23 protein-coding genes are annotated in these 25,717 nt (G+C 43.8%); 20 read left to right on the top strand and 3 right to left on the bottom strand.

Annotated elements, in window-relative coordinates:
• The first annotated feature begins 175 nt into the window (after positions 1-175).
• The 3 genes from KZ483_RS26645 (at position 176) to KZ483_RS26635 (ending at position 3,565) form a co-directional block, all read left to right on the top strand.
• Positions 176-1,006 carry an alpha/beta fold hydrolase gene (locus tag KZ483_RS26645; protein ID WP_220350513.1) on the top strand — a complete coding sequence of 277 codons (831 nt, stop codon included), beginning with the start codon at positions 176-178 and terminating at the stop codon, positions 1,004-1,006.
• A 53-nt stretch (positions 1,007-1,059) separates the two neighbouring features.
• Complete coding sequence (locus KZ483_RS26640; protein ID WP_220350512.1) at positions 1,060-1,713, top strand: guanylate kinase; 654 nt, start codon at positions 1,060-1,062, stop codon at positions 1,711-1,713.
• A gap of 379 nt (positions 1,714-2,092) precedes the next feature.
• Complete coding sequence (locus KZ483_RS26635) at positions 2,093-3,565, top strand: methyl-accepting chemotaxis protein (protein WP_220350511.1); 1,473 nt, start codon at positions 2,093-2,095, stop codon at positions 3,563-3,565.
• A gap of 113 nt (positions 3,566-3,678) precedes the next feature.
• On the opposite strand, the gene KZ483_RS26630 is transcribed toward KZ483_RS26635, so the two are convergent.
• The 3 genes from KZ483_RS26630 to KZ483_RS26620 form a co-directional block, all read right to left on the bottom strand.
• Positions 3,679-4,290, bottom strand: a complete 612-nt coding sequence (locus KZ483_RS26630) for a superoxide dismutase (RefSeq protein ID WP_220350510.1) — start codon at positions 4,288-4,290, stop codon at positions 3,679-3,681.
• Positions 4,291-4,493: 203 nt separating this feature from the next.
• Entirely contained in the window at positions 4,494-6,041 is a 1,548-nt protein-coding gene (locus tag KZ483_RS26625) for an S-layer homology domain-containing protein (RefSeq protein WP_220350509.1), read from the bottom strand.
• Positions 6,042-6,185: 144 nt separating this feature from the next.
• Positions 6,186-8,630, bottom strand: coding sequence for an O-antigen ligase family protein (locus KZ483_RS26620; protein ID WP_220350508.1), 2,445 nt, complete (start codon positions 8,628-8,630; stop codon positions 6,186-6,188).
• 366 nt (positions 8,631-8,996) lie between these two features.
• Between KZ483_RS26620 and galU the strand changes: the two genes are divergently transcribed.
• The 17 genes from galU (at position 8,997) to KZ483_RS26535 (ending at position 25,713) form a co-directional block, all read left to right on the top strand.
• On the top strand, positions 8,997-9,878 hold the full coding sequence (galU, locus tag KZ483_RS26615) for a UTP--glucose-1-phosphate uridylyltransferase GalU (protein ID WP_309568618.1): 882 nt from the start codon (positions 8,997-8,999) through the stop codon (positions 9,876-9,878).
• 185 nt (positions 9,879-10,063) lie between these two features.
• Complete coding sequence (locus KZ483_RS26610) at positions 10,064-11,122, top strand: glycosyltransferase (RefSeq protein ID WP_220350507.1); 1,059 nt, start codon at positions 10,064-10,066, stop codon at positions 11,120-11,122.
• The gene (locus KZ483_RS26605) at positions 11,119-11,922 is read left to right on the top strand and encodes an ABC transporter permease (protein ID WP_220350506.1); all 804 of its coding nucleotides are present in this window, start codon (positions 11,119-11,121) and stop codon (positions 11,920-11,922) included. The genes KZ483_RS26610 and KZ483_RS26605 overlap by 4 nt, the downstream gene beginning before the upstream one ends.
• 33 nt (positions 11,923-11,955) lie before the next feature.
• Complete coding sequence (locus KZ483_RS26600) at positions 11,956-12,933, top strand: glycosyltransferase family 2 protein (RefSeq protein WP_220350505.1); 978 nt, start codon at positions 11,956-11,958, stop codon at positions 12,931-12,933.
• 13 nt (positions 12,934-12,946) lie between these two features.
• Complete coding sequence (locus KZ483_RS26595) at positions 12,947-14,179, top strand: glycosyltransferase family 4 protein (protein WP_220350504.1); 1,233 nt, start codon at positions 12,947-12,949, stop codon at positions 14,177-14,179.
• 1 nt (position 14,180) lies between these two features.
• Positions 14,181-15,455 carry an ABC transporter ATP-binding protein gene (locus KZ483_RS26590; protein ID WP_220350503.1) on the top strand — a complete coding sequence of 425 codons (1,275 nt, stop codon included), beginning with the start codon at positions 14,181-14,183 and terminating at the stop codon, positions 15,453-15,455.
• Positions 15,456-15,466: 11 nt separating this feature from the next.
• Positions 15,467-16,864 (top strand): glycosyltransferase family 4 protein, encoded by a 1,398-nt coding sequence (locus KZ483_RS26585; RefSeq protein WP_220350502.1) that lies wholly within the window; start codon positions 15,467-15,469, stop codon positions 16,862-16,864.
• On the top strand, positions 16,861-17,502 hold the full coding sequence (locus tag KZ483_RS28800; RefSeq protein WP_258881443.1) for an acyltransferase: 642 nt from the start codon (positions 16,861-16,863) through the stop codon (positions 17,500-17,502). Before KZ483_RS26585 ends, KZ483_RS28800 begins: the two co-directional genes overlap by 4 nt.
• A 74-nt stretch (positions 17,503-17,576) precedes the next feature.
• Positions 17,577-18,320, top strand: coding sequence for a sugar phosphate nucleotidyltransferase (locus KZ483_RS26575; protein WP_220350501.1), 744 nt, complete (start codon positions 17,577-17,579; stop codon positions 18,318-18,320).
• A gap of 17 nt (positions 18,321-18,337) precedes the next feature.
• Positions 18,338-18,895, top strand: a complete 558-nt coding sequence (gene rfbC / locus KZ483_RS26570) for a dTDP-4-dehydrorhamnose 3,5-epimerase (protein WP_220350500.1) — start codon at positions 18,338-18,340, stop codon at positions 18,893-18,895.
• 11 nt (positions 18,896-18,906) lie between these two features.
• Positions 18,907-19,929, top strand: a complete 1,023-nt coding sequence (rfbB, locus tag KZ483_RS26565; protein WP_220350499.1) for a dTDP-glucose 4,6-dehydratase — start codon at positions 18,907-18,909, stop codon at positions 19,927-19,929.
• The gene (gene rfbD, locus KZ483_RS26560) at positions 19,926-20,783 is read left to right on the top strand and encodes a dTDP-4-dehydrorhamnose reductase (protein ID WP_258881442.1); all 858 of its coding nucleotides are present in this window, start codon (positions 19,926-19,928) and stop codon (positions 20,781-20,783) included. The genes rfbB and rfbD overlap by 4 nt, the downstream gene beginning before the upstream one ends.
• Positions 20,780-21,733, top strand: coding sequence for a glycosyltransferase family 2 protein (locus tag KZ483_RS26555; protein ID WP_220350498.1), 954 nt, complete (start codon positions 20,780-20,782; stop codon positions 21,731-21,733). Before rfbD ends, KZ483_RS26555 begins: the two co-directional genes overlap by 4 nt.
• A gap of 88 nt (positions 21,734-21,821) precedes the next feature.
• Positions 21,822-23,228, top strand: coding sequence for an undecaprenyl-phosphate glucose phosphotransferase (locus KZ483_RS26550; RefSeq protein WP_220350497.1), 1,407 nt, complete (start codon positions 21,822-21,824; stop codon positions 23,226-23,228).
• The gene (locus KZ483_RS26545) at positions 23,218-24,210 is read left to right on the top strand and encodes a glycosyltransferase family 2 protein (protein ID WP_258881441.1); all 993 of its coding nucleotides are present in this window, start codon (positions 23,218-23,220) and stop codon (positions 24,208-24,210) included. Before KZ483_RS26550 ends, KZ483_RS26545 begins: the two co-directional genes overlap by 11 nt.
• 404 nt (positions 24,211-24,614) lie before the next feature.
• On the top strand, positions 24,615-25,037 hold the full coding sequence (locus KZ483_RS26540) for a GNAT family N-acetyltransferase (protein WP_220350496.1): 423 nt from the start codon (positions 24,615-24,617) through the stop codon (positions 25,035-25,037).
• 124 nt (positions 25,038-25,161) lie between these two features.
• Complete coding sequence (locus KZ483_RS26535; RefSeq protein WP_220350495.1) at positions 25,162-25,713, top strand: DUF402 domain-containing protein; 552 nt, start codon at positions 25,162-25,164, stop codon at positions 25,711-25,713.
• Positions 25,714-25,717 lie beyond the last annotated feature (4 nt).

Below are 25,717 nucleotides of genomic sequence, written 5' to 3'. Positions count from 1 at the left end.
ACAGTCTCCTTTGCCTAAACAGATAGGTAAATGTCTCGGTTAAGTTTATGCGGCAATAGCCTATCCCGTGTGCAAGAGAATTCACTTTTTCACTGTAGATCGTCCATTATAAGCGGACTTCAATAATAAACTTGCAAGGGGTCGTATATTATAACTGTAGGAAGGAGGTGCTCGGATGGGTTATTATATCGAAGTAGAAAGAGGCGTCAAAATATATTTGGAGGAAGCGGGAAGCGGGAGGCCGGTTCTTTTCATTCATGGATGGCCTGTTAATCATAAAATGTATGAATACCAGTTCAACGTTCTTCCTAAGCATGGATATCGCTGCATCGGATTGGATTTGAGGGGGTTCGGTCGGTCGGACGCACCTTGGAGCGGTTATGAATATAACCGAATGGCTGACGATATTCGAGTCATTGCAGATACTCTCAAGCTCGAGAACTCCACTCTTATCGGTTTTTCCATGGGAGGGGCAATTGCGATACGTTATATGGCCAGGCATGCCGGGCATCGAATGTGCTCGCTTATTTTGGCCGCTGCTGCCGCACCGCTGTTTACGCGTCGTTCGGATTATCCGTACGGCATGTCCACGGAGGAGGTCGATGCGATAATTGCAGCCGCATACACGGACCGTCCGCAGATGCTGAGGGATTTTGGAGCAAATTTCTTCGGTGCACCGGTTAGCGAAGCTTTCATGAATTGGTTCCACCAGCTTGGAGTGGATGCTTCCTCTTATGGAACGATAAAAAGCGCCGAGTCTCTTCGTGATGAAGACCTGCGTGCGGATTTGGCGCATATTCAAGTACCAACCACCATACTCCATGGGAAGCTAGATAAAATTTGTCCATTTGCTTTTGCAGAGGTACAGCATAGAGGGATTCGAGAATCCAGGCTGGTTCCGTTTGAATATAGCGGTCACGGTTTGTTTCACGATGAATTGCAGAAATTCAATTACGAAACGCTCCTCGCCTTGAAGCAATCCTCAACCAGGCCGCGGTTTCAGTAGGTTTGCCGAGCTGTCGCACCGCCCATCGCACCTAAAAAGGAATGTGCATCATCATGTCGAATACATATATTACTCCTGGAAAGCTTGTATTCGGCAGAATCGCATTCGCAACAATCGTAACCTACTATCAGGCAATGCGAAGGGGGTTTTCACGTATGGCGGGACCTTTCATATTTGTATTTACCGGAACAAGCGGATCGGGCAGAAAGACGATCGCCCACCGTATTGGATCGGAGCTCGGCATTTATCATGTAGTTTCTTATACCACACGCGCACCTCGCGAGAAGGAGAAGCCGGACCAAGATTACCACTATATCTCGAGGGAAAGCTTCGACGAAATAGAGCGCCAGGGCAGCTTTATTCAGAAAGCGGTTATCGGCAGGGAATTCTATGGTATAAGGGATCAGGAGCTGAGGAGACCGCTCGAGCAAGGTAAGCATGTATATCTGATTTTAAACAGTGAAGGCGCCTCTTGGATGAAAAAGCTTTATGGCGCACAAGTAATCCGTTTATTTATTTATGTGGACAAAACAACGGTCCGGGAACGGCTAGAGAGCAAAGGTATGCCCTTCGATGTCGTGGAACGTTACATGGATCAATATACGGAAGAAGTCGTTTACCGCAAGCAATGCGAGCACGTCATCGAGAACCATGATATCAACAGGGCATTGGAACAGATCCGTACCGCGATACAATCGCATTTGTAATGAAGCAACTAATTTTCCAGCCTAAAAAAGAGAGCTGTAGCGGCTGTAAACCGGTAAATTACCGGCGGCAGTCGCTTTTTATCCGATTATTTTCAGCAAACATTTTGTGGTACAATCATCATTTCGACATTATGTTATATTTATTGACAAATAGTTGACATATATTTATAATTCACATTATATAACAAATAAAATAGAACGGTGCGACGGATTCACACCGGTGTGAATGCTAAAGGGCAATGAAGCTCTGCAAGCGCGTGGTAAGAATGAGAGGACGCCGTATCGTCCGGCTGATTCACCGTGCAGCTTGCAGGGCTTCTTTTGCATTCACAGCGGTTCTATCCGGATGTACTGCAATCATGGAGGGGGAAGACAGACTGTGCTGAAATGGGTAAGGGCCACATTATATGAAGAGATGAATCGTAATATGTCGAGACTTGCTTCCGGTGATTTCTCAAAGCAATTCGATTCAAGCGCCGGCAGCCGTTCACCGCTTATGTCGACAATGGGGAGAATGACGCGGGGGTTAAGATCGCTTATCCGAGTTGTTGAACGTTCGTCAAAAGGGCTAAACAAGCAGATGGAAGAAATGAGCGGAAACTCGGCTATGATTGCTGAGCAAGTGAGTGGTGTGACCACTACCATCAGAGAAATGGCCACAGGTATGCAGGACGCCTCGGGCCATGTTTACAATATGGCGGAGGAAATGGGCAGAATTCATGTTTTCCTTCAGGAGATCAATGTCAATAACCGCAGCGTTATCGAGACCGCCAGCCGCTTCTCACTCGAGGTTGCTTCTGGTAAGAGGGATACGGCATCGGCCGCGGAGCGGATGCACCAAATCTCTGCAGACACGTCGCTTGTAAATAACCGAATGAACGAGCTCGAAGCCGTGCTTGGAAAAATTTCCGAGATGACTGCTTTTATTCAAAATATATCGGACCAGACCCAGCTGCTTTCATTGAACGCGAATATTGAAGCTGCGCATGCGGGTGAGCAGGGCAGGGGATTCGCCATCGTCGCCAAGGAAATATCCAAGCTCGCTGCCATGACGAAGGCGGAAACGGAAGAAATCCATCAGTTAATAAAATCGGTCCATCAAAGCACGGAAGAGTTGAATGGATCCATTGATCGCATGAGGATTAATGTGGGCTTTGGTGAAGAAGCGATTCGCACAACGGTCATTAAATACGATGAAATGGATGGCGTTCTGAACGGTATCGTACATAATATGAAAGCCATCGACGGGCAATTGAACGGTGCTGCCGCCAGTACGCTGGCCATTACGGACTCGGTCAACCAAACCTCCGCGATGATCCAGCAGATAAGTGCAGGAAGTCAAGAGGTCCTGGCATCGGCTGAGGTCCAATTGCAGCACATACTGCAGCTGGATGGAAGCATTCAAGAAGCAGCGCGTAACAGTCTTTCGTTACGTTCGGTCGTCTCGCAATTCAAGCTGCCCAGCCGTGAAAGAAGCCATCCGTTGCAAAGAGAAACCGACCAATGGATGGAATGCGCCTTAAGTATAAGGGCCATCATGGTATCGATGATCGAGTCACGAGACAGTAAAGAGATCAAAGACTGGAATTTGAAGAAGATTGAGCAGGAGAAGCGGCTGTCTGGTATTGTAGAGGAGCTTGTAGCGAAGGTGGATGAAGAACGGGACAGAATGTACTTAGCCGCTCTCCGGAAAGCTTGGAACGATTTTGCCGAAGCAAAGGAACAGAATGCCAGATGGATGCTCGCGGGGGAATACGATAAAGCGAAAGAAGGGTTAGTCAATAAAGGACGGCTTCTCTTCAGAACGGCGATGGATGTCGCGGAAGAGTGGATGGAGCAGTTCAAACAGTAGCTGAGTCATGTTGGTGGATAGCTGGTGCTCCGAAGAGTATATAAACAAGAAGGACCACTGCTGGCTCGTAGTTAAGCCTGCAACGGTCCTTCTTCTGTTTTCAATATTGTTTATTACTTCGCAGCTTCGTAACGTTTGCCCACTTCGGACCAGTTAACAACGTTCCAGAACGCAGCGATGTAGTCCGGGCGCTTGTTCTGGTAGTTCAGGTAGTAAGCATGCTCCCATACGTCCAGACCGAGGATCGGCGTATCGCCTTCCATGATGGGGCTGTCCTGGTTAGGTAAGCTGTATACTTTCAGCTTTCCGTCTTTACCTACAGCAAGCCATGCCCAGCCGCTGCCGAAACGGGTTGCAGCCGCTTTTGCGAAATCTTCCTTGAACTTGTCGAAGCCGCCAAGCTCGCTTGCAATAGCGTCAGCAAGTGCGCCGCTTGGCGCGCCGCCGGCATTCGGGCCGATCGTTTCCCAGAAGAGGGAATGGTTCGCATGGCCGCCTCCGTTATTGCGGACCGCGGTACGGATCGATTCGGGTACACTATTCAGGTCACCGATCAATTCTTCAATGGATTTGTTTTGCAGTTCAGGAGCGGACTCCAAAGCCGCATTCAGGTTCGTTACATAAGCGTTATGATGACGATCGTGGTGGATCATCATTGTCGTCTCGTCGATGTGAGGCTCAAGCGCATTGTTCGGGTAGGGCAGTGCAGGCAATTGGTGTGCCATAGTTCAAATACCTCCTATAATATGTATTGTCTCTTTCCATTACCCATTATCCAACTTCTCTAATAATAAATCAACAAAAATGTTTAGAAAGTCTTCATTTCGCGATTTATTATGCAGCAGGAATTAGGATGGGCATTTGTACCAGACTTATTCGTGCCAATAACGAAAAAAAACGACCCCGAAGGGTCGTTTTTTGCATTGGATTAGTTGATGAATCCAACGTTGGTGAGGAAACGGGTTACCATTGTAGCTGCTTCAGCGCGGGATGCGTTAGCGTTACCTACCACTTTCGTGCTAGTTTGGCCATTAACAATACCTGCGTTTACTGCAACTGCAACTTCCGCTTTCGCCCAGCCGAGGCTGCCAGCATCCGTGAAGGCTGCCAATGCTTTGGATACTTCCGCATCCGTCAGCTTGACTTCCTTACCGGCATAGCTCATGGCACGAACGACCATGGCTGACAACTCTTTGCGGGTGATGTTCGCATTCGGGTTGAATTTACCTTTATCGTCGCCGAGGACGATTCCAGCCTCAGCAGCAGCTGCTACAGCACCTGCATACCATTTGCTGGATCCAACATCCGAGAACTTCGAAGTTGAACCGGTAGTTTCAAGACCGAGGGAACGAACGATCATAGCCGCGAATTCTGCACGAGTGATGTTGCGGTTAGGTTCGAACTTGTTAGCGCCCGTACCTTCTACAATCAACTTCGATGCAAGAGTTTGAACATATTCTTTTGCCCAATGTTTAGTCACATCCTTGAAGGATACGTCGTCCAATTGGATCACAGTGTATATGCTCGTGCTGTTGCGGTAAACAGTAGCGATCACGTTGCCACCAACAGTAGCGAAAGTAGCTGGGACGAAGCTCAGCTTTTTCGTTTCCGGATTGTACACAACGCCAGTCACCGTTTTGGAGTCAACTGCACCACTCACTGGAAGAGTACGTTTGAAGTATGTTCCCAGATTGTTGATTTGTTTCTCCTTACCGTTACCAACAGCTACGATTTTGAAGTCAACCGGCGTAGCCAATTGCTTCGCATCGATTCCGTATACAGCATTAGTTACCGCTTTAGCAGCGTCGCCGGTGAGTTTCTTCAGTTCTACACGGATAATCAGGTTTGCCAGCGTAACCCCGAGGGATTTAGCTTGCTCGTCCAATTTCAGTGCAGCGATCGGAAGCGTGATGGACGTACCGTCCGCCAGCTTGATCGTCAAAGTCTCGCCTTTGCTCAAAGCGTCAGCAGGAATTGTTACTACATCGGACTTCGATAGAATCGTTGGGTTCTTATCTTTCGCAAAGAGATCGCTAAGCAATGTGCCGTCTACTTTGCCGTTGTCATCAATAAGGACGTTACCACTCGGGAAGAAGAAACCGCCACCACTGTACGAGTTGTTGTAAACCCATTCAGTAACGGAGTTACCGGAGTAGAAGTACTTAAGCTGCAGCGGGAAGTATGTAGAGTAAGTTGCGTACGACACGTTAGAGCTGAAATTGTAGTTTCCATAGGTCGAGTATGTAGCATATACAGTGTCCAGCACCGTTGTGCCGTCAGACCCATAGACATAAACTACCACGTCATCTCCAGTATAAACATCGTCCGAAACATAAACTGTACCTGTCACCGTGCTACCATTATAAGTAACGTTGTTAAAGTTGGTTGCGGCGAAAGCAAGAACCGGTACAAGCATCGAAACGATCATTAAGGATGCGATAAGAGCTGCGGTTTTAGTCATAAAAACCTTTTTCATTTTTTGTTTTCACCTCCTTTCATGACAAGATTAGACAACCTGTCGAAAATCAATTATATAACAGGACTAGTAGGAAGGAAAGCCCTAATTTTGGTAATTTGCATTTTAATTACTAGAGAAAAAAGGAACCTATACCATTTTCACCTAGTTACTATTGTATTGCTGTTCCAATGCAGCTTGTTCATTGCTGTCAGCCTTTATTAATTTGTTGTATAAGTTATCATCACGTTGTCTCAGAGCTTCAAGAGAAGCAAGGTAGAAACGGACATTAATTCGGGTATTTGGATCGTTAAACTCTCCGTTGATATCTTCTCTTAATAGATTTATCGACTGTTGATACTCTTTTCTGAAGTAATAAATTTGTCCAATCGCTTGTCTCATTAGTGGAGAAACTTTGAATTCTCTGCCTTGAAGCTGTCCGGCTGGAAGTAATTTAAGACGTTCAATTCGATTCAATACCTCTTGATATAATTCGAGGGAGTGGTCCCATTTTATGTCGGTGTCTTTAGAATTTTTTTGTTTCTCGTTCTGACCGGCCAGGAAATATTCCATAATGGCTGCCTCATAGAAGTTCATATCCCAAGGAAATTTCGCAATTCCTTCGTCAAGTGTCTGTAACACCTTGTCCGTTTGCCCTTCATCTTTGAAGTAACGATATTCATCTAATATTAATGAACGATTGTAAGGTGCAAAAGGTTTCAGTTGATCGAGTAATCTTTTGTACTCCTGCCTATATTTTACGTCATGAGTAGTGTCGAACGCCTGCTGCATCCAGTTCATTTTTCTTAACGTATACTCAGGTTGATCCGGTGAAATGCTGATCGCGTGATCAATAGGCGGCAGAATTTCATTAAGCGGTTTTTTCTCGACAATCGCCATCTCCAGGGAGTGACGGTAACTGAGGTTCGCATCATATTCCCTGTACACCCAGAAGAACATAATAAGAGCAAGTATCGATAGCGAAGCAGGGTAAATCATCCGCCATTTGTGATCTTTGTAAGATGCAAAAGAGGTAATGACCAGCTTCGTGTGGAACGGTCCAAGCATTGCCCCCAAGGAGAGGAATACTAGAACGGCAAGGAAGCCATAGCTCATATCGAAATCAATCGCGCTGTGCGATAGAATCGAGATTGAAATGATAAAGAACAAGAAATGGCTGCCGCGAAGCTCCGGGTTTTTAATATAAGCTCTAATAAACAGATAATAGACCGTAACAAGAAAAGCAAGTAATAGGATCAGCCCGATCCAACCTATCTCAATCAAGGTTTGAAGGTAAAAGTTATGCGCCTGGTTGCTTGTATAGGGGTTGCTTTGATATTTTTCATACAAAACCGTCCAAGCACCGCCGCCGGCACCAATGAGAGGATAATCTGCAGAGACCTTTAAGGCGTCCCGATAAAACGTTTCCCGTTCCAGGACGCTATGCTGTTCAAAATTGATGGTTTCAATGCGGTTAGCAATGCTGGCTGGTAGCAAACTTCTAACTCCACTGCTTGTGAAGACGAGCGTAGCTGCCAATGCGCCGACTATTATGAATACAGCGGGAACCGCGACGAAGGACCATTTCGTTCGCCCGAGTTTCGCAGTTCTGTTTTCCAGCAATTTCAGCAGCTTGTCATGAGTCAATGTAATAACCGCTGCAACAAGAATGGATGCGCCTAGCAGTAGTCCCCATCCACTCAGAGGAAGATGGTTCCATATCGACATCGTTTTACCCTGACCTGAAGAAGGTTCTAGGATTTTGGAAATGCTATCAGAAATGGCCGTAATTTCGCTCAAAATAGCGAAAGATGAAACAATTGCGAGAAACATGTATATTAAGTATGATAATTGTTTGCCGATACGCAGGAAAGGAAGGATGATCAGCACAAGTACCGGAATGAATACAAGAGCGGCACGCGAGTATGTGAGCATGAATGATATCCATATCGGAACCAGCATAAAGCTATGAAGCGCTCGCCAGTACCACTGCTTCGTATGAACGGCGGAGAATAGCCCGCCCAAGAAAAGAGCCGCCAGAAAAGCCGCGTATGAGTTGGAATATTGGAATACGGATGTCAGACGATATCCGTTAGTGTCAGCCAGCCATAACGCGTTAGGGAAGTAAGCTTGACCAAGCAGATTCATTAAACCGTAAATGACAACAACATAACCGGATATTTGGATGGATAATTCAACAACTAATGTATTTAGTTTATTTTCCGTTATGTATAGACCGATGATGAAGAAGGCAGCCATCATGAGCTCAAGCTGCAGCATGAGCTTCGCATTGTGAACAGCAACCGCATTAAAGTACGACAAGAAGTACATAAAAGGAAGCACTAATACGAAGATTGATAGAAGAGATCTGTAATCCGTCAATCGCCAGGAACTGAAGAAACGAATACCGACAATAAGAAGAAGTAGGAATGCGTAGATCATGGATTCCAATAATGCACCTTCAAAATCGAAGGAAAACCCATTGAACAGTGCAATTTGAAACGGAAAAATAAAGAGGAATAGAGATACAGCTGCTAGTATTGCCCACTGGAGCAGGGAGATTTCGGATACGACATTTTTTTTGGATATCGACAAATCTTTTTTTTTCATTTCCTTAGGTGCTCCTTTGTGTTTGGAAAATACTATTATTTCATATCGCGTATTTTTTTATTCTAACAAATAGTATACGGTAAATCTAGAAGTGATGTTAACTTCACCCAAACGACAAAAAGTATCTTCCAATACCTATAAACCCCAGATATTCAATTAAAAGTTATTTGTTTGTTATGGTATAAAATTCGGAAATTTGGTAAACTTATTGAATTCATCCAAATAGAATTGAGCGCAACTTTAGCATCTTTTTTAGGTAAAATGCTAGAGACCATAATATAGAGAGCATATAATGTTACAATTTTTTTGATTCTTTGGTAAGATTGCGATAGACATTCGACATTATATTGGAGGATACGCAGAATTATGAAGATTCGCAAGGCAATAATACCAGCGGCAGGGTTAGGCACTCGTTTCTTGCCGGCAACTAAAGCCATGCCTAAAGAAATGCTGCCCATAGTGGATACACCTACTATACAATACATAGTTGAAGAAGCGGTTGCTTCTGGGATTGAAGATATCATTATTGTCACCGGAAAAGGTAAACGAGCAATAGAAGATCATTTTGATAATAGTTTTGAGTTGGAACATAACCTTAGAGAAAAAGGAAAGTTTGATTTACTAGACGAAGTACAGAAATCATCAAAGATGGCTGACATTCATTATATTCGCCAAAAAGAACCGAAAGGTCTCGGACATGCCGTATGGTGTGCAAGGAAATTTATCGGAAATGAGCCTTTTGCTGTCTTGCTTGGGGATGACATTGTTCGATCAGAAAAGCCATGTTTGCAACAAATGATAGAATTGTTTGACTATCATCAAAAATCAATTGTGGGCATTAAGCCTGTTCCGAATGAAGAAGTATCTCGGTATGGTATCGTGAATGGGGTAATGATCAATGAAAAGTTATACAATGTTTTGGAATTGATTGAGAAACCTCCTCTGAAAGTAGCCCCGTCGAATTTGGCGATTATGGGCCGATATCTTCTTACGCCTTCTATTTTTGATATTCTCTCCTCTCTGGAAGTTGGAACGGGTGGTGAAATTCAATTAACCGACGCGATTAGCCTGCTTGGTAAGCAAGAACGTGTACTTGCCTACCATTTTGACGGTATTCGGTACGATGTTGGCGAGAAACTCGGCTTTATTAAGACATCGATAGAATTAGCATTAGAACGTAAGGAATTAAAGAGTGAATTATTAGAATACTTATCAATTTTGCTGGAGAAAAAAGGAACGAGATGTTAAAAAACAAAGTCTTGTTAGTAAGTCCATTACCATTCACGAATAAAATGTCCGGACCTTCTATTAGATATGTGAATATGTATTTTCAATTAAAACAACACTTTCAAGTAACAATGCTTATCCCGTCGTATGATAGTGTAGAGAGTCAAGAACGTTGGTACCCGTTAAGTAACCCACAGATTCGTGCAATGGGTAAATGGGCAGACGTTATTATTGTTCAAGGAACAACCTTATTTCATTATCCTCTGCTGAAATCTTTGAATAAACCACTTGTTGTTGATTTATATGATCCTTTTATCTTGGAGAACTTGGAACTTCGTGGTAACGGGCTTGTTGATTCTACATTATATCAAATTGACATTGATATTCTAAAAGAACAAATAGTTTGTGGAGATTACTATATATGCTCAAATGATAGACAAGTTGATTTTTGGTTAGGTTGCATCGCTATTTTAGGTAAAATAAATCCTAAAACTTACAGACACAGTCACAATAGCAAGGAAATAATTGGTGTTGTTCCAATGGGGATTCCATCGGAAGAGCCTGAAAAAACAAACGATGTTCGTCGCCAATATGGCGTGAAAGAGAATGATTTCTTAGCAATATGGGCGGGTGGAGTATGGGAATGGTTGGATATTGAAACATTACTTCAGGCCTTTGTAATACTTAAGCACCGACATCCCTATATAAAGCTTTTAGTAATGGGAGCAAAAGAGGATGAGAAAATTACAGCATTCTGTAAAGACCACCAATTACTTGATAACAACGTAATATTGAGTGAATGGGTACCATACGAAAATAGACAGAATTACTTGTTGAGTTCCAATGTTGGAGTCATAACGCATTTCGATAATTTTGAGACAAGGTACTCGTATCGAACCCGTGTTCTTGATTATATTTGGTGTAATATTCCGGTGATCACTACTGAAGGAGATTACTTCTCTCAAGTTATTACAAAGAATAATATAGGAAAAGTTGTTAAGTTTAAGGATGCTAAACATATTGCCGACTCTCTTATCGATCTTTACCAAAATCCAGGCCTTTCCGTTACGATGAGAGAAAACATAAAGAATATGAAATCGGAGTTTTATTGGGAAAATACAATTAAGGATTTAATGAATTTCTGTTATCTACCAAGACGATTCCCATCTAAACGAAGTGGAGCTAACCTAACACGTACGATTGTTAAACCCATTCTTATGATAGCTAAAAAATTACTACATAAATATAAAAAGGTGATGAAATGAAGGGGATTATTAGGTTTTCCAAATCAATAAAACACAATAGGTACACCATCATTGGTATGGTAAAACGTGATTTAAAAACCAAATACGCCGGTTCATATCTGGGTCTATTATGGTCAATTATCCATCCGATAAGCCAAATTTTAATTTTTAGTTTTATTTTTTCGGTCGTAATGAGAATCAAACTGGGTCCAGAATTTACGGGAGTCAATTTTACTGTTTGGCTGGTTTGCGGTTTAATACCATGGCTATACTTTGTTGAAGTGGTGTCAAGAGCACCAAACACCATTATGGATAACGTGAATTTAGTTACAAAGATGAGGTTTAACAGTGAGCTTCTTTCTTTTAATTATCTTATCTCTGGACTGATTAACCATTTCATTTCCTTCTGTTTATTGCTGATATTTCTCCTGGCGAATGGAATAGATCTAAAGGCAACGGTATTTGTGCTGCCCCTTTACTTAGTGGGAATATCCCTATTCATGCTTGGATTAAGCTGGCTTCTTGCAAGTCTAACGGTGTACTTACGAGACATCGGACAGTTTATAGGAGTTGTGTTGAACCTCTGGTTCTATTTCACACCTATCGTCTTTCCATTTAGCGCCATTCCTAATGAATATAAAGTGTATCTAGAAATTAATCCTGTATTTTATTTAATTGAAGGATATAGAATGATACTGCTTAGCGATGAACCAATAAACTTTTATGGACTAATGTATTTATTTGCTGCAGGTATGGCCATGTTTTTGATTGGTGGTTTAATCTTTCGCAAGCTTAAATCCGGATTTGCTGATGTTTTATAGAGTTTAAATTATCATACATGCGAGGGAAGACTTATGGAATCTAAAATCAATGTTTCAGTTATTCTGCCAACCTATAATGGAATTGAATACATTGATGAAGTTTTAACAGCTGTATTCAGCCAAAAAACACAGTACAAATATGAAGTTATTGTCGTTGATTCCGGTTCGGTGGATGGTACTATTGAGATCGTCAAGAAATATCCGGTAAGATATTATGCCATTGATAAAAAGGAATTCGGGCATGGCAAAACAAGAAACTATGCAGCTAGTTTGGCCAATGGAGAATTCCTAGTTTTTATAACGCAAGATGCGACGCCAGCAAATGATTCATGGTTGGACGAATTAATCGCCGGTTTTCACTTGGACTCAGCCGTTGCTTGTGTATTCGGTAAACATATTCCAAGAGCGGATTGTAATCCGACAACGCAAAAAGATATAATCTATCATTTTAAAAACTTTTCAGTTACAAACGAGCCTTTGATTCAATATGTGGCAGATAATGAGGAGGGGTGGGAGCATTATCGCAACAACCAGGGGTGGATGGCTTTTAATTCTAACGTTAATTCAGCTTTACGCAAAGATGTATGGGAACAAATCAAATTTCGTGATGTGATCTATTCCGAAGATCAGTTAATGGGCAAAGATATTATGGAGAATAAATACAAAAAAGTATACTCACCTACTGCCTCTGTCATACACTCTCATAGTTATCCGTTAAACCAATATATTAAGCGTTTTTTCGATGAATACAGAGGTTTGGAGTTAACGCTCGGCTATATCGATCAAGTCACGTTATTAAGATTGATTCCTGCGAGTCTTAAGGCGACATATAATGATGCTAAATATATTATTAAGGAGTGCCAATATACCAAGAGGCAGCAGTTCTATTGGATATATTTCACATTTTGGCTTAATGTTTACCGAAGATTAGGGGCTTATTTCGGTGGAAGACATAAAAAAATGCCGCGTTTTCTGAAGCGAATGTTTTCGTTAGAAAAAAATGCAGGATAGCCTGGGGGAGAATATGTTTAAAAAGATACTTTATTTGAGTAAGCGGGCCGTATTTATATGGAAACACTCCGGTTTTAAAGCAATGATTAATATGGGGAAAAGCTACATTGCTAGAAGAGGGAAACCCGAAAATAATGTGGTGTCTGCCTTATCGGATGCATCACCTGATTTTTTTTGGAACTTTATCAAGGTTGATTTACAAAACAACCCATTTAGACCGCAAAGGATAACTGATAGCCGAAAGTTGATAATCAATTGGTTCATCCCGGATTTCGGTATAGGATCGGGTGGTCATATGACTATTTTTCGCATAATTCACTTTCTCGAAAAATTTGGACATGATAATCGTATTTATATTGTTGGACACACAAATTATTCTAATGGCCTTGACGCCAGAGACGCGATTAACCGCCATTTTATTTCCTTAAAGGCGCAAGTCGAACTGGGGCACCAAAAACCTAGAAATTGTGATATCCTTCTCGCTACTTCCTGGGTAACGGCCTACTATGTATATCGAGTAAATAATGCCAAGCAAAAAAGTTATTTTGTTCAGGATTTCGAACCGTCTTTTTATGCAATGAGTTCAGAGTTTGTGTTTGCGGAACAGACTTATAAGATGGGGTACAAATGCATAACGGCCGGACCTTGGTTGGCAAACATTATGAGGGAGAGATATGGTTGCGAAGCCGATTATTTTGAATTGGCATTTGAACCAACTGTTTATTATCCCAGAAAAATAGAACGAAAGAAGCAAACAATTGTCTATTACGCTAGACATGTTACTCCGAGACGTGGAGTTGAACTTGGCATATTGGCTTTGAGTATAGTCAAAGAACAGATTCCAGATTGTGAAATTGTCTTATTTGGTTGGAATGATTATCAAGGGATACCGTTTGAATATAAAAATGCAGGAATTTTAAACCACGAACAGTTAGCAATGTTATATAGCGAAGCAACTATTGGAATGGTATTTTCTATGACTAATTATTCTTTAATTCCGCATGAAATGATGGCATGTAAACTTCCGGTCGTCGAAATTAAATCAGAGTGTACACATACTGTCTTTACTGAAGGAGAAGCCGTATTGGCAGATTCTGACCCATTTAGCATCGCAAAAGAAGTTATAGCACTTCTTAATAACGAAGAGAAACAGAAACTTATGTCGGAGAAGTCTTATCAATATGTTCAACGTTTTAATTGGGAAAAATCAGCTCGTAAAATCGAGTCTATTATGAAGGGGAGTTAGTATGCAGGATATATCGATTCAGGTTTCTTCCTTGTCCAAACACTATAAGATGTATGCAACCCCCAAAGACAGATTAAAGGAAATGATATCCTTCAGTAATACGACCTATCATACCGATTTTTGGGCGCTTCAAGATATTAATTTTTTAGTAAGAAAAGGACAAACTGTAGGAATTGTAGGACAAAACGGCAGTGGTAAAAGTACATTATTGAAGATTATTGCCGGAGTATTGAATCCTACGTCAGGTAAGGTGAACATTAATGGTCGCATAGCTGCACTACTTGAGTTGGGGGCAGGTTTTAACGGCGAATTTTCGGGTCGAGATAATGTTTATTTAAATGGAGCTATACAGGGTTTTAGCAAATATGAAATGGACCAACGGTTTAATGAAATTGAAGCTTTTGCTGAAATTGGCCGTTTTATTGATGAACCCGTCAAAACTTACTCAAGCGGTATGTATGTCCGCCTAGCTTTTTCAGCTGCCATCCATATTGATCCTGAAATCCTAATAGTAGATGAGGCATTAGCCGTCGGCGACAGTCGGTTTCAAATGAAATGTTTTAGAAAGTTTGAGGAATTTCAAGAAAAGGGAAAGACAATCTTGTTTGTAACCCATGATGTTCAATCGGTAAAACAGTACTGCAATTATGCCTATCTTTTGGACAAGGGAAGAATTATTGACTCGGGTGAACCTAATCAGGTAGTTAATTCATATTATCAAATAATTTATGCTAACAGCGAGGAAATGGCTCAGATTAAACAAAAAGAAGAAAAGCCTAAAACATTGGGTACTATTCAAGAAACCCGCTATGGTACAGGTGATGGTGAGATACTTGATGTTCAATTTCTAAACTATGAAAATGAGAGCTTGGAGAAGGTTGAATCGTGCGAAACATGTACAATTCGTATTGTTGCGAAGGCAAATAAAGAATTGGAGTTCCCCATTATCGGATTTACAATAAAAACGATAAACGGAATTGAAGCTTTTGCTATAAATACCTATGACGAAAAGATTGTCATACCGCCTCAAGTTAAGGATGCTGTTTTTACAGTAGATTTTAAAACAAAATTGAATCTAGGAAAGGGAGAATACTTTGTTTCTTCCGGATTATCCGAGCGTGTTAATTTTGAAATAGTACCCGTAGATAGAAGACTTGATTTTAAAAAAGTTATAATCACTCCCAATAATATGAGTATAGGTATTGCAAACTTAAATCCCGAAATTCACGTTAACTCCAACCTAGGGAGCACGAGTAAACGTACCAATATTTTGTGAGGATGATATAAATGAGAATTTTATTTGTAACCCATCATCTGCAAGATTATGCTGGGACTGAGACTTACTTGTATACTCTTACTAAGAAGCTTGTCGAATGGGGTCACGAGATTACTATTTATGCCCCGCTTCTGGGTAAAATTAAGCAAAAAATTGAAGAAAATGGGGTATATGTTACGGATGACATTCTTGTGGCTAAGAATATCCGTCAACATGATATCATTCACTGTCATCATAATACGACTACTATTATTGCTAGAAAATACTTTCCCCATCTCCCGATTGTGGTTATGGTGCATGGGGTATTGCCTTTTCTCGAACAAACCCCAGAGATCGAACTTGGAATTAGCAAATATTTAGCTGTGAGTGAAGAGGTTAAAAATCATTTAAATAAAAGTGGTGTTACCAATGTTGATATTATTAATAATGCAGTTGATATTATCCGATATTCCCCGCTTACGCCAATCAATACAAAGCTAAAGAAGGTTCTGGTTTTATCGAATCACTTCGTGGACGAGATGAAAGAGAAAATTGAAGAAGCATGCAGGCGTTTGAACATAGAAGTTTTTCATATAGGATACCCAAATATGGTTTGGGATACTGAACACTACATTAACAAAGCTGACCTTGTCATTACCTTGGGACGGGGAGTTTTAGAGAGCATGGCTTGTGGAAGAGCTGTGCTCGTTTATGATATACACGGTGGAGATGGCATGATTACGGAATCTTTACTAGAAGAAAGTTTAAAGAATAATTTATCGGGTAGAAGGTTTCGAAAGGATTATACGGTTGATGATTTAATAGATATATTTCATTCATACCATCCAGAGATGGGGGAAGTGAATCGATCTATAATAATAGATAAGTTCTGTATTGACAAGCACTCAGAAAAGTTAATCGACATTTATAAAGAAACCATAGAGCAGTATGATTACTCAAATGTTATCAATGTACCGAATATAACCGACTATTTTTTCTTCTACCAGCAACAGGTTCAAAGCAAATGCCTTGAGTTAGATGTAAGATTAAATCGGGAAGTTCAACTAATGGATCAGATTAGAAACTTGGAGGTTCGTCTTGATGCATTTGAAGAAACGAATCATAAGTTAGAAGAGAAAAATAGATTGTCTGAAGAGACAATTCATGAGATGGAAGAGAAAAATAGATTGTCTGAAGAGACAATTCATGAGATGGAAGAGAAAAATAGATTGGTTCAAGATGAAAATAACGCTCTTAAACAAAATATTCAACAGATGAGCGAGAAATTAAAACAGTCCAAGTTCGATTTGGATACAGCAAACAGCCTAATAAACGAATTAAATAACGATTTAAACAAAATAAAATCCTCCAAAATATGGAGATATAGCACGCCTCTGAGGAAGCTAGTGGAGAAGGTAAAGAAAATATGAAGACTCAATTTCTCAATTGGCTGACTCGTTGGAAAAGTCGGAAAATCTCCAAATTAGTGGATGAGACTAATAATATTGATGGATTTCCGATTCTAATACATCCTAAATCCATCTTGACGAAGGGTGCTAAAGCAAGGCTTCTTGTCAGTGATATCCTTATAATCGGAACAGAATTTGGGTTTGCAAGCACTCCGGGTAAAGATCAATCCATTATCAACATTGGGGAGAGTGCCGAGTTGACTATTAGTGGAAAGGTTAATTTGGCACCTGGTGTTAGAGTAAAGGTAATAACCGGAGGGAAATTGAGTATCGGAAATAATACTCATGTTTCGGGATTTTCCAAAATATTTGCCTTTAAAGATATATCGATCGGGGAAAGCTGTATGATTTCATGGGATGTAACTATTATTGATTCTGATGTACACAAAATTGACGGTGTAGAGCAGATATGCGGGAGAATCATTATTGGTGATCGAGTTTGGATAGGACATGGCGCTTCAATTTTAAAAAATGTGAAGATAGGCGATAACGTTGTGATTGGTGCTAAATCGGTTGTGACAAAAGATATTCCGGCCAATTCGGTGGCAGTTGGTAATCCTGCAAGGGTCATCCAGCAAGGAATTACTTGGTCGCCCTAATATGGAAATTTCACTAATTAAATGTTTTACATAGGCATTAAAATTTAAATACAATGCGTGGGAGGCTGAAATTAATGAAAGGTATAATTCTTGCAGGCGGAACAGGCTCTCGCCTGTATCCACTCACCAAAATAACAAATAAGCACTTGCTTCCAGTAGGCAAATACCCGATGATTTTCCACTCAATTGCCAAGCTTAAAGAAGCTGATATTAATGATATCCTAATCGTCACAGGTAAAGACCACATGGGCGATGTGGTCAACCTGCTAGGCAGCGGACGCGAGTTCGGTCTGACCTTTACATATAAAGTGCAGGACGAGGCCGGTGGAATTGCTCAAGCGCTTGGAATGGCGGAGCGTTTCGTGAATGGCGACCAAATGGTTGTTATCCTGGGCGACAATGTATTCGATGACAGCATAGCGACTTTTGCGGATAATTTCCGGCAGCAAGTTAAGGGGGCCAAGATCCTTATTCAAGAGGTTCATGATCCGCAGCGGTATGGTGTGGCAGAACTCGACGGGGACAGAATCGTCTCGATCGAGGAAAAACCGCAGCAACCTAAAAGCAGCTTCGCTGTAACCGGAATATACATGTATGATAGCCGTGTATTTGAGATTGTACGGACGTTAAAGCCTTCCGGCCGCGGTGAACTGGAAATCACCGATGTTAATAATGCTTATATTGCTTCTAATGAACTCTCTTACGATATCCTGAAGGGCTGGTGGACCGATGCCGGAACACATGCATCCCTTACTAAAGCTAATGAACTGGCCAAAGATATCGTGTTCGGCGAAGAGTTCGGCAAACTTAAACTGTAAGAAGAATAGGTGAACTAATGAAAATCATACAAACGAATCTTCCTGGTGTGAAACTGATCGAACCTGCGGTATTCGGCGATCACCGGGGCTTTTTTCTGGAAAGCTACAATGAAGCGACTTTTAGAGCAAACGGTATTGAACACGCCTTTGTGCAGGACAATCATTCTCTTTCTGTTGAAACAGGCGTTCTCAGAGGCCTTCATTATCAGCTGAACCCTAAAGCCCAGACAAAACTGGTACGCGTAACGGCCGGTGCGATATATGATGTAGTGGTGGACATCCGCAAGGGTTCGCCTACGTTCGGACAATGGCAGGGCTTCATTCTTAGCACAGCGAATAAACGGCAGCTTCTTGTGCCGCAAGGCTTTGCCCATGGATTCTGCACGCTTGTGCCGAACTGCGAGGTTCAGTATAAGGTGGATGCTCTCTACTCGCCGGAGCATGACCGGGGTATTGCTTGGGATGACCCGGCGCTGGACATCGATTGGCCGACAGCTAGGCCTGTTTTATCTGAGAAAGATACGAAACATCCGGTTCTGGCTGAGGCGGAAACCAATTTTCTATATGAAGGGTGAGTTATAGCACGATGAAATTATTGATTACCGGTGGAGCCGGATTTATTGGCAGCAATTTTGTTCTCTATATCGCGAAGCAGTATCCCGATTACCATATTGTTAATGTTGATGCTCTGACCTATGCGGGGAACCTGGAAAATCTGCGTTCGGTCGAGAACCACCCTAACTACCGGTTTGTAAGGGCCGATATTGCTGACCGCCCTGCGATGGAGCCGCTATTCGCTGAAGGCATTGATATCGTCGTAAACTTCGCCGCGGAATCGCACGTGGACCGCAGCATTCTGCAGCCGGATATTTTCGTTCGTACGAACATTCTGGGGACGCAAACGCTGCTGGATCTCGCAAAGCAGTACAAGGTGCAGAAGTTTGTTCAGGTTTCGACAGATGAAGTGTACGGCACTTTGGGAGAGACCGGACTCTTTACGGAGGAAACGCCGCTGGCTCCGAACAGCCCGTACTCGGCCAGCAAAGCGGGGGCTGACCTGCTGGTCCGTGCTTATCACGAGACTTTCGGCATGGACGTCAATATTACGCGCTGCTCCAATAACTACGGACCTTACCAATTCCCGGAGAAGCTGATTCCGCTTATGATTCAGAACGCGCTGAACGACAAGCCGCTTCCTGTATATGGAGACGGCCTGAACGTTCGCGACTGGCTCTATGTGGAGGATCACTGCAGCGCAATCGATCTGGTGCTTCATAAAGGCCGCTCCGGCGAGGTCTATAATGTCGGCGGCAACAACGAACGCAACAATCTGCAGGTCGTGCGAACGATTCTTGCAGAGCTCGGCAAACCGGAATCGCTTATCTCATATGTTACAGATCGGCTTGGGCACGACCGCCGTTATGCGATCGATGCGGACAAAATTCGCACCGAGCTGGGCTGGCAGCCGAAATATGATTATGAGAATGGTACTAAGGCGACCATCCAGTGGTACCTGGACAATAAAGAATGGATGGAGCAGGTACTATCCGGGGCCTATCAGCAGTATTATAAGACGCAGTATGGTGAGCGTCTGGGTACGAATCCATGACAAGCCGCAGCTTGAAGGTACTGGTTACCGGCGCAAACGGCCAATTGGGTGCTGAGCTAGTCAACCTTTCGGCGGAAGGCTTCGACCTTCAGGGCTTCGGTCGTGATGCGCTGGACATTACGAACCTGAAGCAGTGCCGGGAAGTTCTAAGCGCCTATCAACCCGATGTTGTGATCCATTGCGCCGCCTATACCGCCGTCGATAAGGCCGAGTCCGAACCGGACGAGGCTTTTCGCGTTAATGCCGCCGGTACCCGTAATATCGCCTTGGCTGCAAGGGAAAGCGGTTCCAAGCTCTGCTATGTGAGTACGGACTATGTGTTCGACGGCAGGGGGACAATCGCATACAATGAAACCGACCCTACTAACCCGCAAACGGTATACGGCAAGTCGAAGCTGGCCGGCGAGCAGGCGGTGTCTTCGCTGCATGACCGCTATTTTATTGTCCGGACCTCATGGGTGTACGGTAAGTATGGCAATAACTTTGTGAAAACAATGCTTAAGCTCGCGGGCGAGCGCGATCAGCTGAAGGTCGTTGACGATCAGATCGGGTCGCCTACTTATACGCTGGACCTAGCGCATTTCCTGCTGGAGCTTGTTCGTACGGATTATTACGGCATTTATCATGCTTCTAATACAGGCGTCTGCTCATGGTTCGAATTCGCCAAGGCGATCTTCGAGGAGAGCGGCGCGTCGCTGCGGCTTGAGCCTTGTAAGACCGATGAATTCCCGCGTCCGGCTCCAAGGCCTTCTTTCTCGGTTATGGACCATTCGGCCATCCGGGTAAACGGACTGACAGACTTGCGGCATTGGCGGGACGCGTTAATACATTATCTAAAGGATGATAAGCAATGAACCGACGGGCGACTGCTAGCGTCTGCATCGTGACCTACAATAGTGAATCCGATATTGAGCGATGCATTCAAGCGGTACTGAGGCAGTCGCATCCGCCCGAGCGCATTGTCGTCGTCGATAATGCTTCATCAGATCATACCTGCGAAGTAGTGCGCCGCTTTGGGCCACCGGTCCAGCTCGTCGAGAATCGCGACAATGTCGGCTTTGCACCTGGGCAGAATCAAGCAATCGGACTTACGAATTCCGATTACGTGCTTGTCTTAAATCCGGATGTCGAGCTTGCACCTGACTACTTGTCAATCCTTATCCACTGGATGGAGAGCCATCCCGAGTTCGGCAGTGCGACCGGACAGCTGGTTCTGGCCTCCAATCCCGGTATTATTGACAGCACGGGCATCGATATGGGGCACACGCGCAGGGCATGGGACTGCGGGTCCGGAGAGCCGGTTTCGAGCTGGGGTGAATCCGGTGAAACATTTGGTGTATCCGGCGCGGCATGCGTTTATGCACGCAGAATGATTGAAGACGTCAGCCTGGATAGACAGTTCTATGATGAGTCCTATTTTGCATACAAAGAAGATGTTGACGTCGCTTGGCGAGCTCGGCTGCTCGGTTGGAAGTCATATTATCTGGCCGAAGCCAAAGCGCTCCACGAACGAGGCTGGAAGTATGAGGGACGCAGCAGCCGCAAACAAATTCCTTTGTTTCTGAGGCGCCATTCGTACCAAAACCGAATCTATACCATTATTAAAAATGAACCCGGTGGCTGGAGGATGCTTCTGTCTATTCCCCGGCTGATTGCGCTGGAAATCGCGCAAATCGGATACATAACGCTGTTCGAGCCCGGTTTATTGAAATGCTGGCTGGCAATCGTCCAATCACTGCCCCGGTTATTGAGACAGAGAGCAATTTTGCAACGCCGGATAAAAGAAAGAAAAGTAAAACTCTAGTAGTTCAGATGTTGGTTCTCTATTCTTTTTTTGATATAGTAGTAATAGATTCGACACCCGATACTAGAAAGTAAGGAATGAGAGACGAATGATCCGACAAAATCAACGGTTTCTAACCCAGATATATGTGCTTGCGGATCTGCTGTGTACCCTGCTCATGTTCCTGGCGGCATATTGGCTGAAATTCACCAGCGGCTTGATGACGCATTACAATACGCTGCCGTTCAATAACTATCTTCTCTGGGGCACGGTTTATTCTTTCGCCGCGGTATTGATCGGTTTCTATGTCCGCTTCTACGCGCCAAGACGAAGAAAGAGCTTCTCCTTCGACATTTTGAAAATCTTCCAGGTGCACGGACTCAGCTTCCTCGGCTTGCTGAGCCTGCTCTTCATTGCCAAAGAAGTACATATATCACGGGAGTTTCTGGCGATATTTATCGCGACTAACATTTCCGGCATGATCGCTTACCGGTATGCGCTTAAGATTATCCTCTTCAATCTCCGCCGCAAAGGCTTCAATAAGCGTTATGTTCTTATACTGGGCGCCGGTGCGGTGGGCCGCAGCTTCTACGACAGCCTCATGCAGCATCCGGAGCTGGGCTACGAGGTGATCGGCTTTCTTGACGATTATCAGAGCGGCCATGCCGATGCGCACAGCCACATGAAGCCCATTCTTGGAACGATGGACGACCTGGATAATATTCTCGACAAGTTCATGATAGACGAGGTTATTATTGCGCTGCCTTTGAAAGCGCACAAGAAATATGCCTTCATTATCGATAAATGCGAGAAAACAGGCGTAAAAACGCTAATTATACCCGACTTCTTCGACCTGCTTCCGGCACGGCCTTTCTTCGATAATTTTGCAGGTATGCCGCTTATTAATGTCAGGGACGTTCCCCTTGATGAGTTGAGCAACAGGCTGCTCAAACGGGCGTTTGATATTATTTTTTCGCTTATAGCAATCATAATAACCTCACCAGTTATGCTCTTTGTCTATATCGGCATCAAGCTTACTTCTCCGGGACCTGTCTTGTTCAAGCAGGAGAGAATGGGTCTTGACCGCCGTAACTTCAACATGTTCAAGTTCCGTTCGATGCACGTGTCCGATCCGGGTACGGCCGATACGCAGTGGACGACCCAGAACGATCCGCGGCGTACGCGGTTCGGGACGTTCATTCGTAAGACGAGCCTGGATGAGCTGCCGCAATTTTTCAATGTTCTTGCCGGACATATGAGTGTGGTGGGTCCGCGCCCGGAGCGCCCGTTCTTCGTCGAACAGTTCAAAGAGGAAATTCCGAAATACATGATCAAACACCATATCCGTCCGGGCATCACCGGTTGGGCGCAAACGAACGGTCTACGCGGCGATACATCGATCCACGAGCGGATTATGCACGATCTCTTCTATATTGAGAATTGGACCTTCTTCTTCGATTTGAAGATTATCGTCAAGACGGTTACGAAGGGTCTTATCAATAAAAATGCATACTAATATGGAAATGCTAATGCCGATGTCGATGCCGCACCTTGTTTCGGTCATTATTCCGACCTATAATGCAGGACCCTTATTCGGGGAGCTTCTGCTGAAGCTTCAGCGCCAGACGCTGGCGCCTTATGAAATCATCGTAGTTGACTCTTCTTCGACCGACGGTACAGCCGATGCTGCCAAACGTGCGGGAGCTCGGGTATTTACCGTACTGCAAAGCGAATTCGACCATGGAGGTACCCGGAACTATGCAGCCGGCTTGGCACGGGGCGATGTCTTCGTCTTTATGACGCAGGATGCTTTACCTTCTGACGACAGGATGCTGGAGGAACTGGTGAAGCCATTCGCAGACGAGAAGACGTCTTGCGTTTACGGAAGGCAGCTTCCGAGACCCGATGCGAATATATTGGAGCGTCTTTCCCGCGGCTTTAATTATCCGGAGCATTCAATGAAGAAAGATAAGTCCGACATCCCGCGGATGGGCGTCAAGACATTCTTCTGCTCCAACGTATGCGCGGCTTACCGCAAGGAAGTATTTTACGAGGCGGGTCGCTTTCCTGAACCGGTAATCTTCAATGAGGATTTGTTTTTCGCGGCAAAATGCATTCTCCAAGGCTACAGCGTCGCTTATGCGGCGGAAGCGCGGGTTATTCATTCGCATGATTACACCCTGAAGCAGCAGTTCCGGAGATTTTTCGACAACGGGGTATCCATGCGGAACAATGAATGGGTGTTTCAATATTCGGCAGTAGGCAGAGAAGGGTCCCGCTTGCTGCGGGCGCAGCTGTCTGCTCTGTATGAAGAGCGCAAATGGCTGTGGACGGTGAGACTGATCGCCGAATCGGCTGCCAAGTTTCTAGGATATCAGCTTGGTACAAGGTACCGGAGTCTGCCGGCAGCGCTCTGTATACGACTCAGTATGCACCGGAAGATTTGGGACAAGCTGGGCCCGTATGGACAGGCAAAAGCAACTTCGATGAAGCTATAACGAAGGCTCCGGATGAGAGGAATCCGGGGCTTTTTTATAGATCATGGAGCAGGGGAAGGAAATTTTAATCTTCGCAAGGAGCAGCTATCCGTTTCTTCTTTAAAACTGCAGATTTTGTCGACATTGAACAAAAATTCGTGCCGTTTCGTATCTGGTGACCCTTGCTCCATTAAGAAACAAGCGGAGCCAGTTGGGCTGCCCGAACGCTAGTATTGACACTAATTTATGACAAAAGGTAACGAAATAACAATGAAAACGCTTCCTATTAAGCGCTTTCAACAGCATTCCAGCTATTTTGTTAATTTTTTAAGGAATTTTTAACGTTTTAGAAGGAATTCGAACGAATTTGTCGTATTATTAATATTACCTAAATTTTTTATAATGCGAATAGAGGGGTTTGAGTTATGGACGTTCGTTCTTTCCAATTGTCCGATTACCAGCCTGTGATCCAACTGCTAGAAACCGTTTTGTCGGCCGAATGCTACGAGCAAACTATGGAAGCCTTTGCCCGTCAGCTATCATGGGACAGTGAATTGGTACTTGTGGCCTCTGTTGATAATGAGATTGCCGGGATCGTAATCGGTACAATCGACAACAACAAGGGTTACTATTACCGTATTGCCGTTCATCCAGAATTTCAGCGTCAAGGTATTGGCAAGTCATTGATCGGCTGCCTCAAGCAGCGTTTTGAGCAGCGGAATGTGCAGAAAATTTTGGTTACGATGGACGAGCATAACGAACCGATTCTATCGCTTTATGAATCGCTTGGCTATGCGACGACGGATTTCTTCCGCTCGTTTCAGAAGCTGAGCATCGTCGCAGGCTAACCTTCTCAATTATTGCAGTCTTATAAATTAGGAAAAGAATGGACAAGCATATCTTAGACGTCATTGATTTTGGCGCTCAGATATGCTTTTCTTATCATATAAAACTTCTATGGGAGCACCAGTGATGGAAACGTATCGTCCGAGTGTAATTAAGAGCTTCAAACATAACGGCCATCTGCACCGGATGTGGCTGGAAAATTGGCATGTTCCAAGCGAACTGCTCTCGGCGGCTCATAAGGCGGAGTCGATGCTTGTGTTCATCAACCGGCAAACACCTATCCATGAGGCCGACGGCAAGCAGTGGATCAGCCGTGTACCGGCTGTTTCCTTCTTTATTCCAGGGCAGTGGTATAATGTTGTGGGACTGATTGAAGAGAACGGCGTGCGTTATTATTGTAATGTCGCATCCCCGCCTTACTTTCAAAACAGCATTCTTACGTATATCGATTACGATCTGGATGTTATTGTGACCAAGGGCGGACCGGCGCTAATCGTGGATCAGGAAGAGTATGAAATTCATAAAGCCGCCTATCATTATTCGGCTGAAGTGAAACGCAAGGTGGCGGAAGGGCTCAAGTCGTTAATGGTGCGAATTGAAAGCGGACAAGCACCGTTCGATGATGAACAGGTTAACGCTTATTACGAGGCATGGCACAAACAGACAGGCGAGGTGTAACAAG

It is taken from the genome of Paenibacillus sp. sptzw28 (assembly GCF_019550795.1).
GTDB lineage: Bacteria > Bacillota > Bacilli > Paenibacillales > Paenibacillaceae > Paenibacillus_Z.
This window is presented reverse-complemented; position numbering and strand designations above follow the sequence as displayed.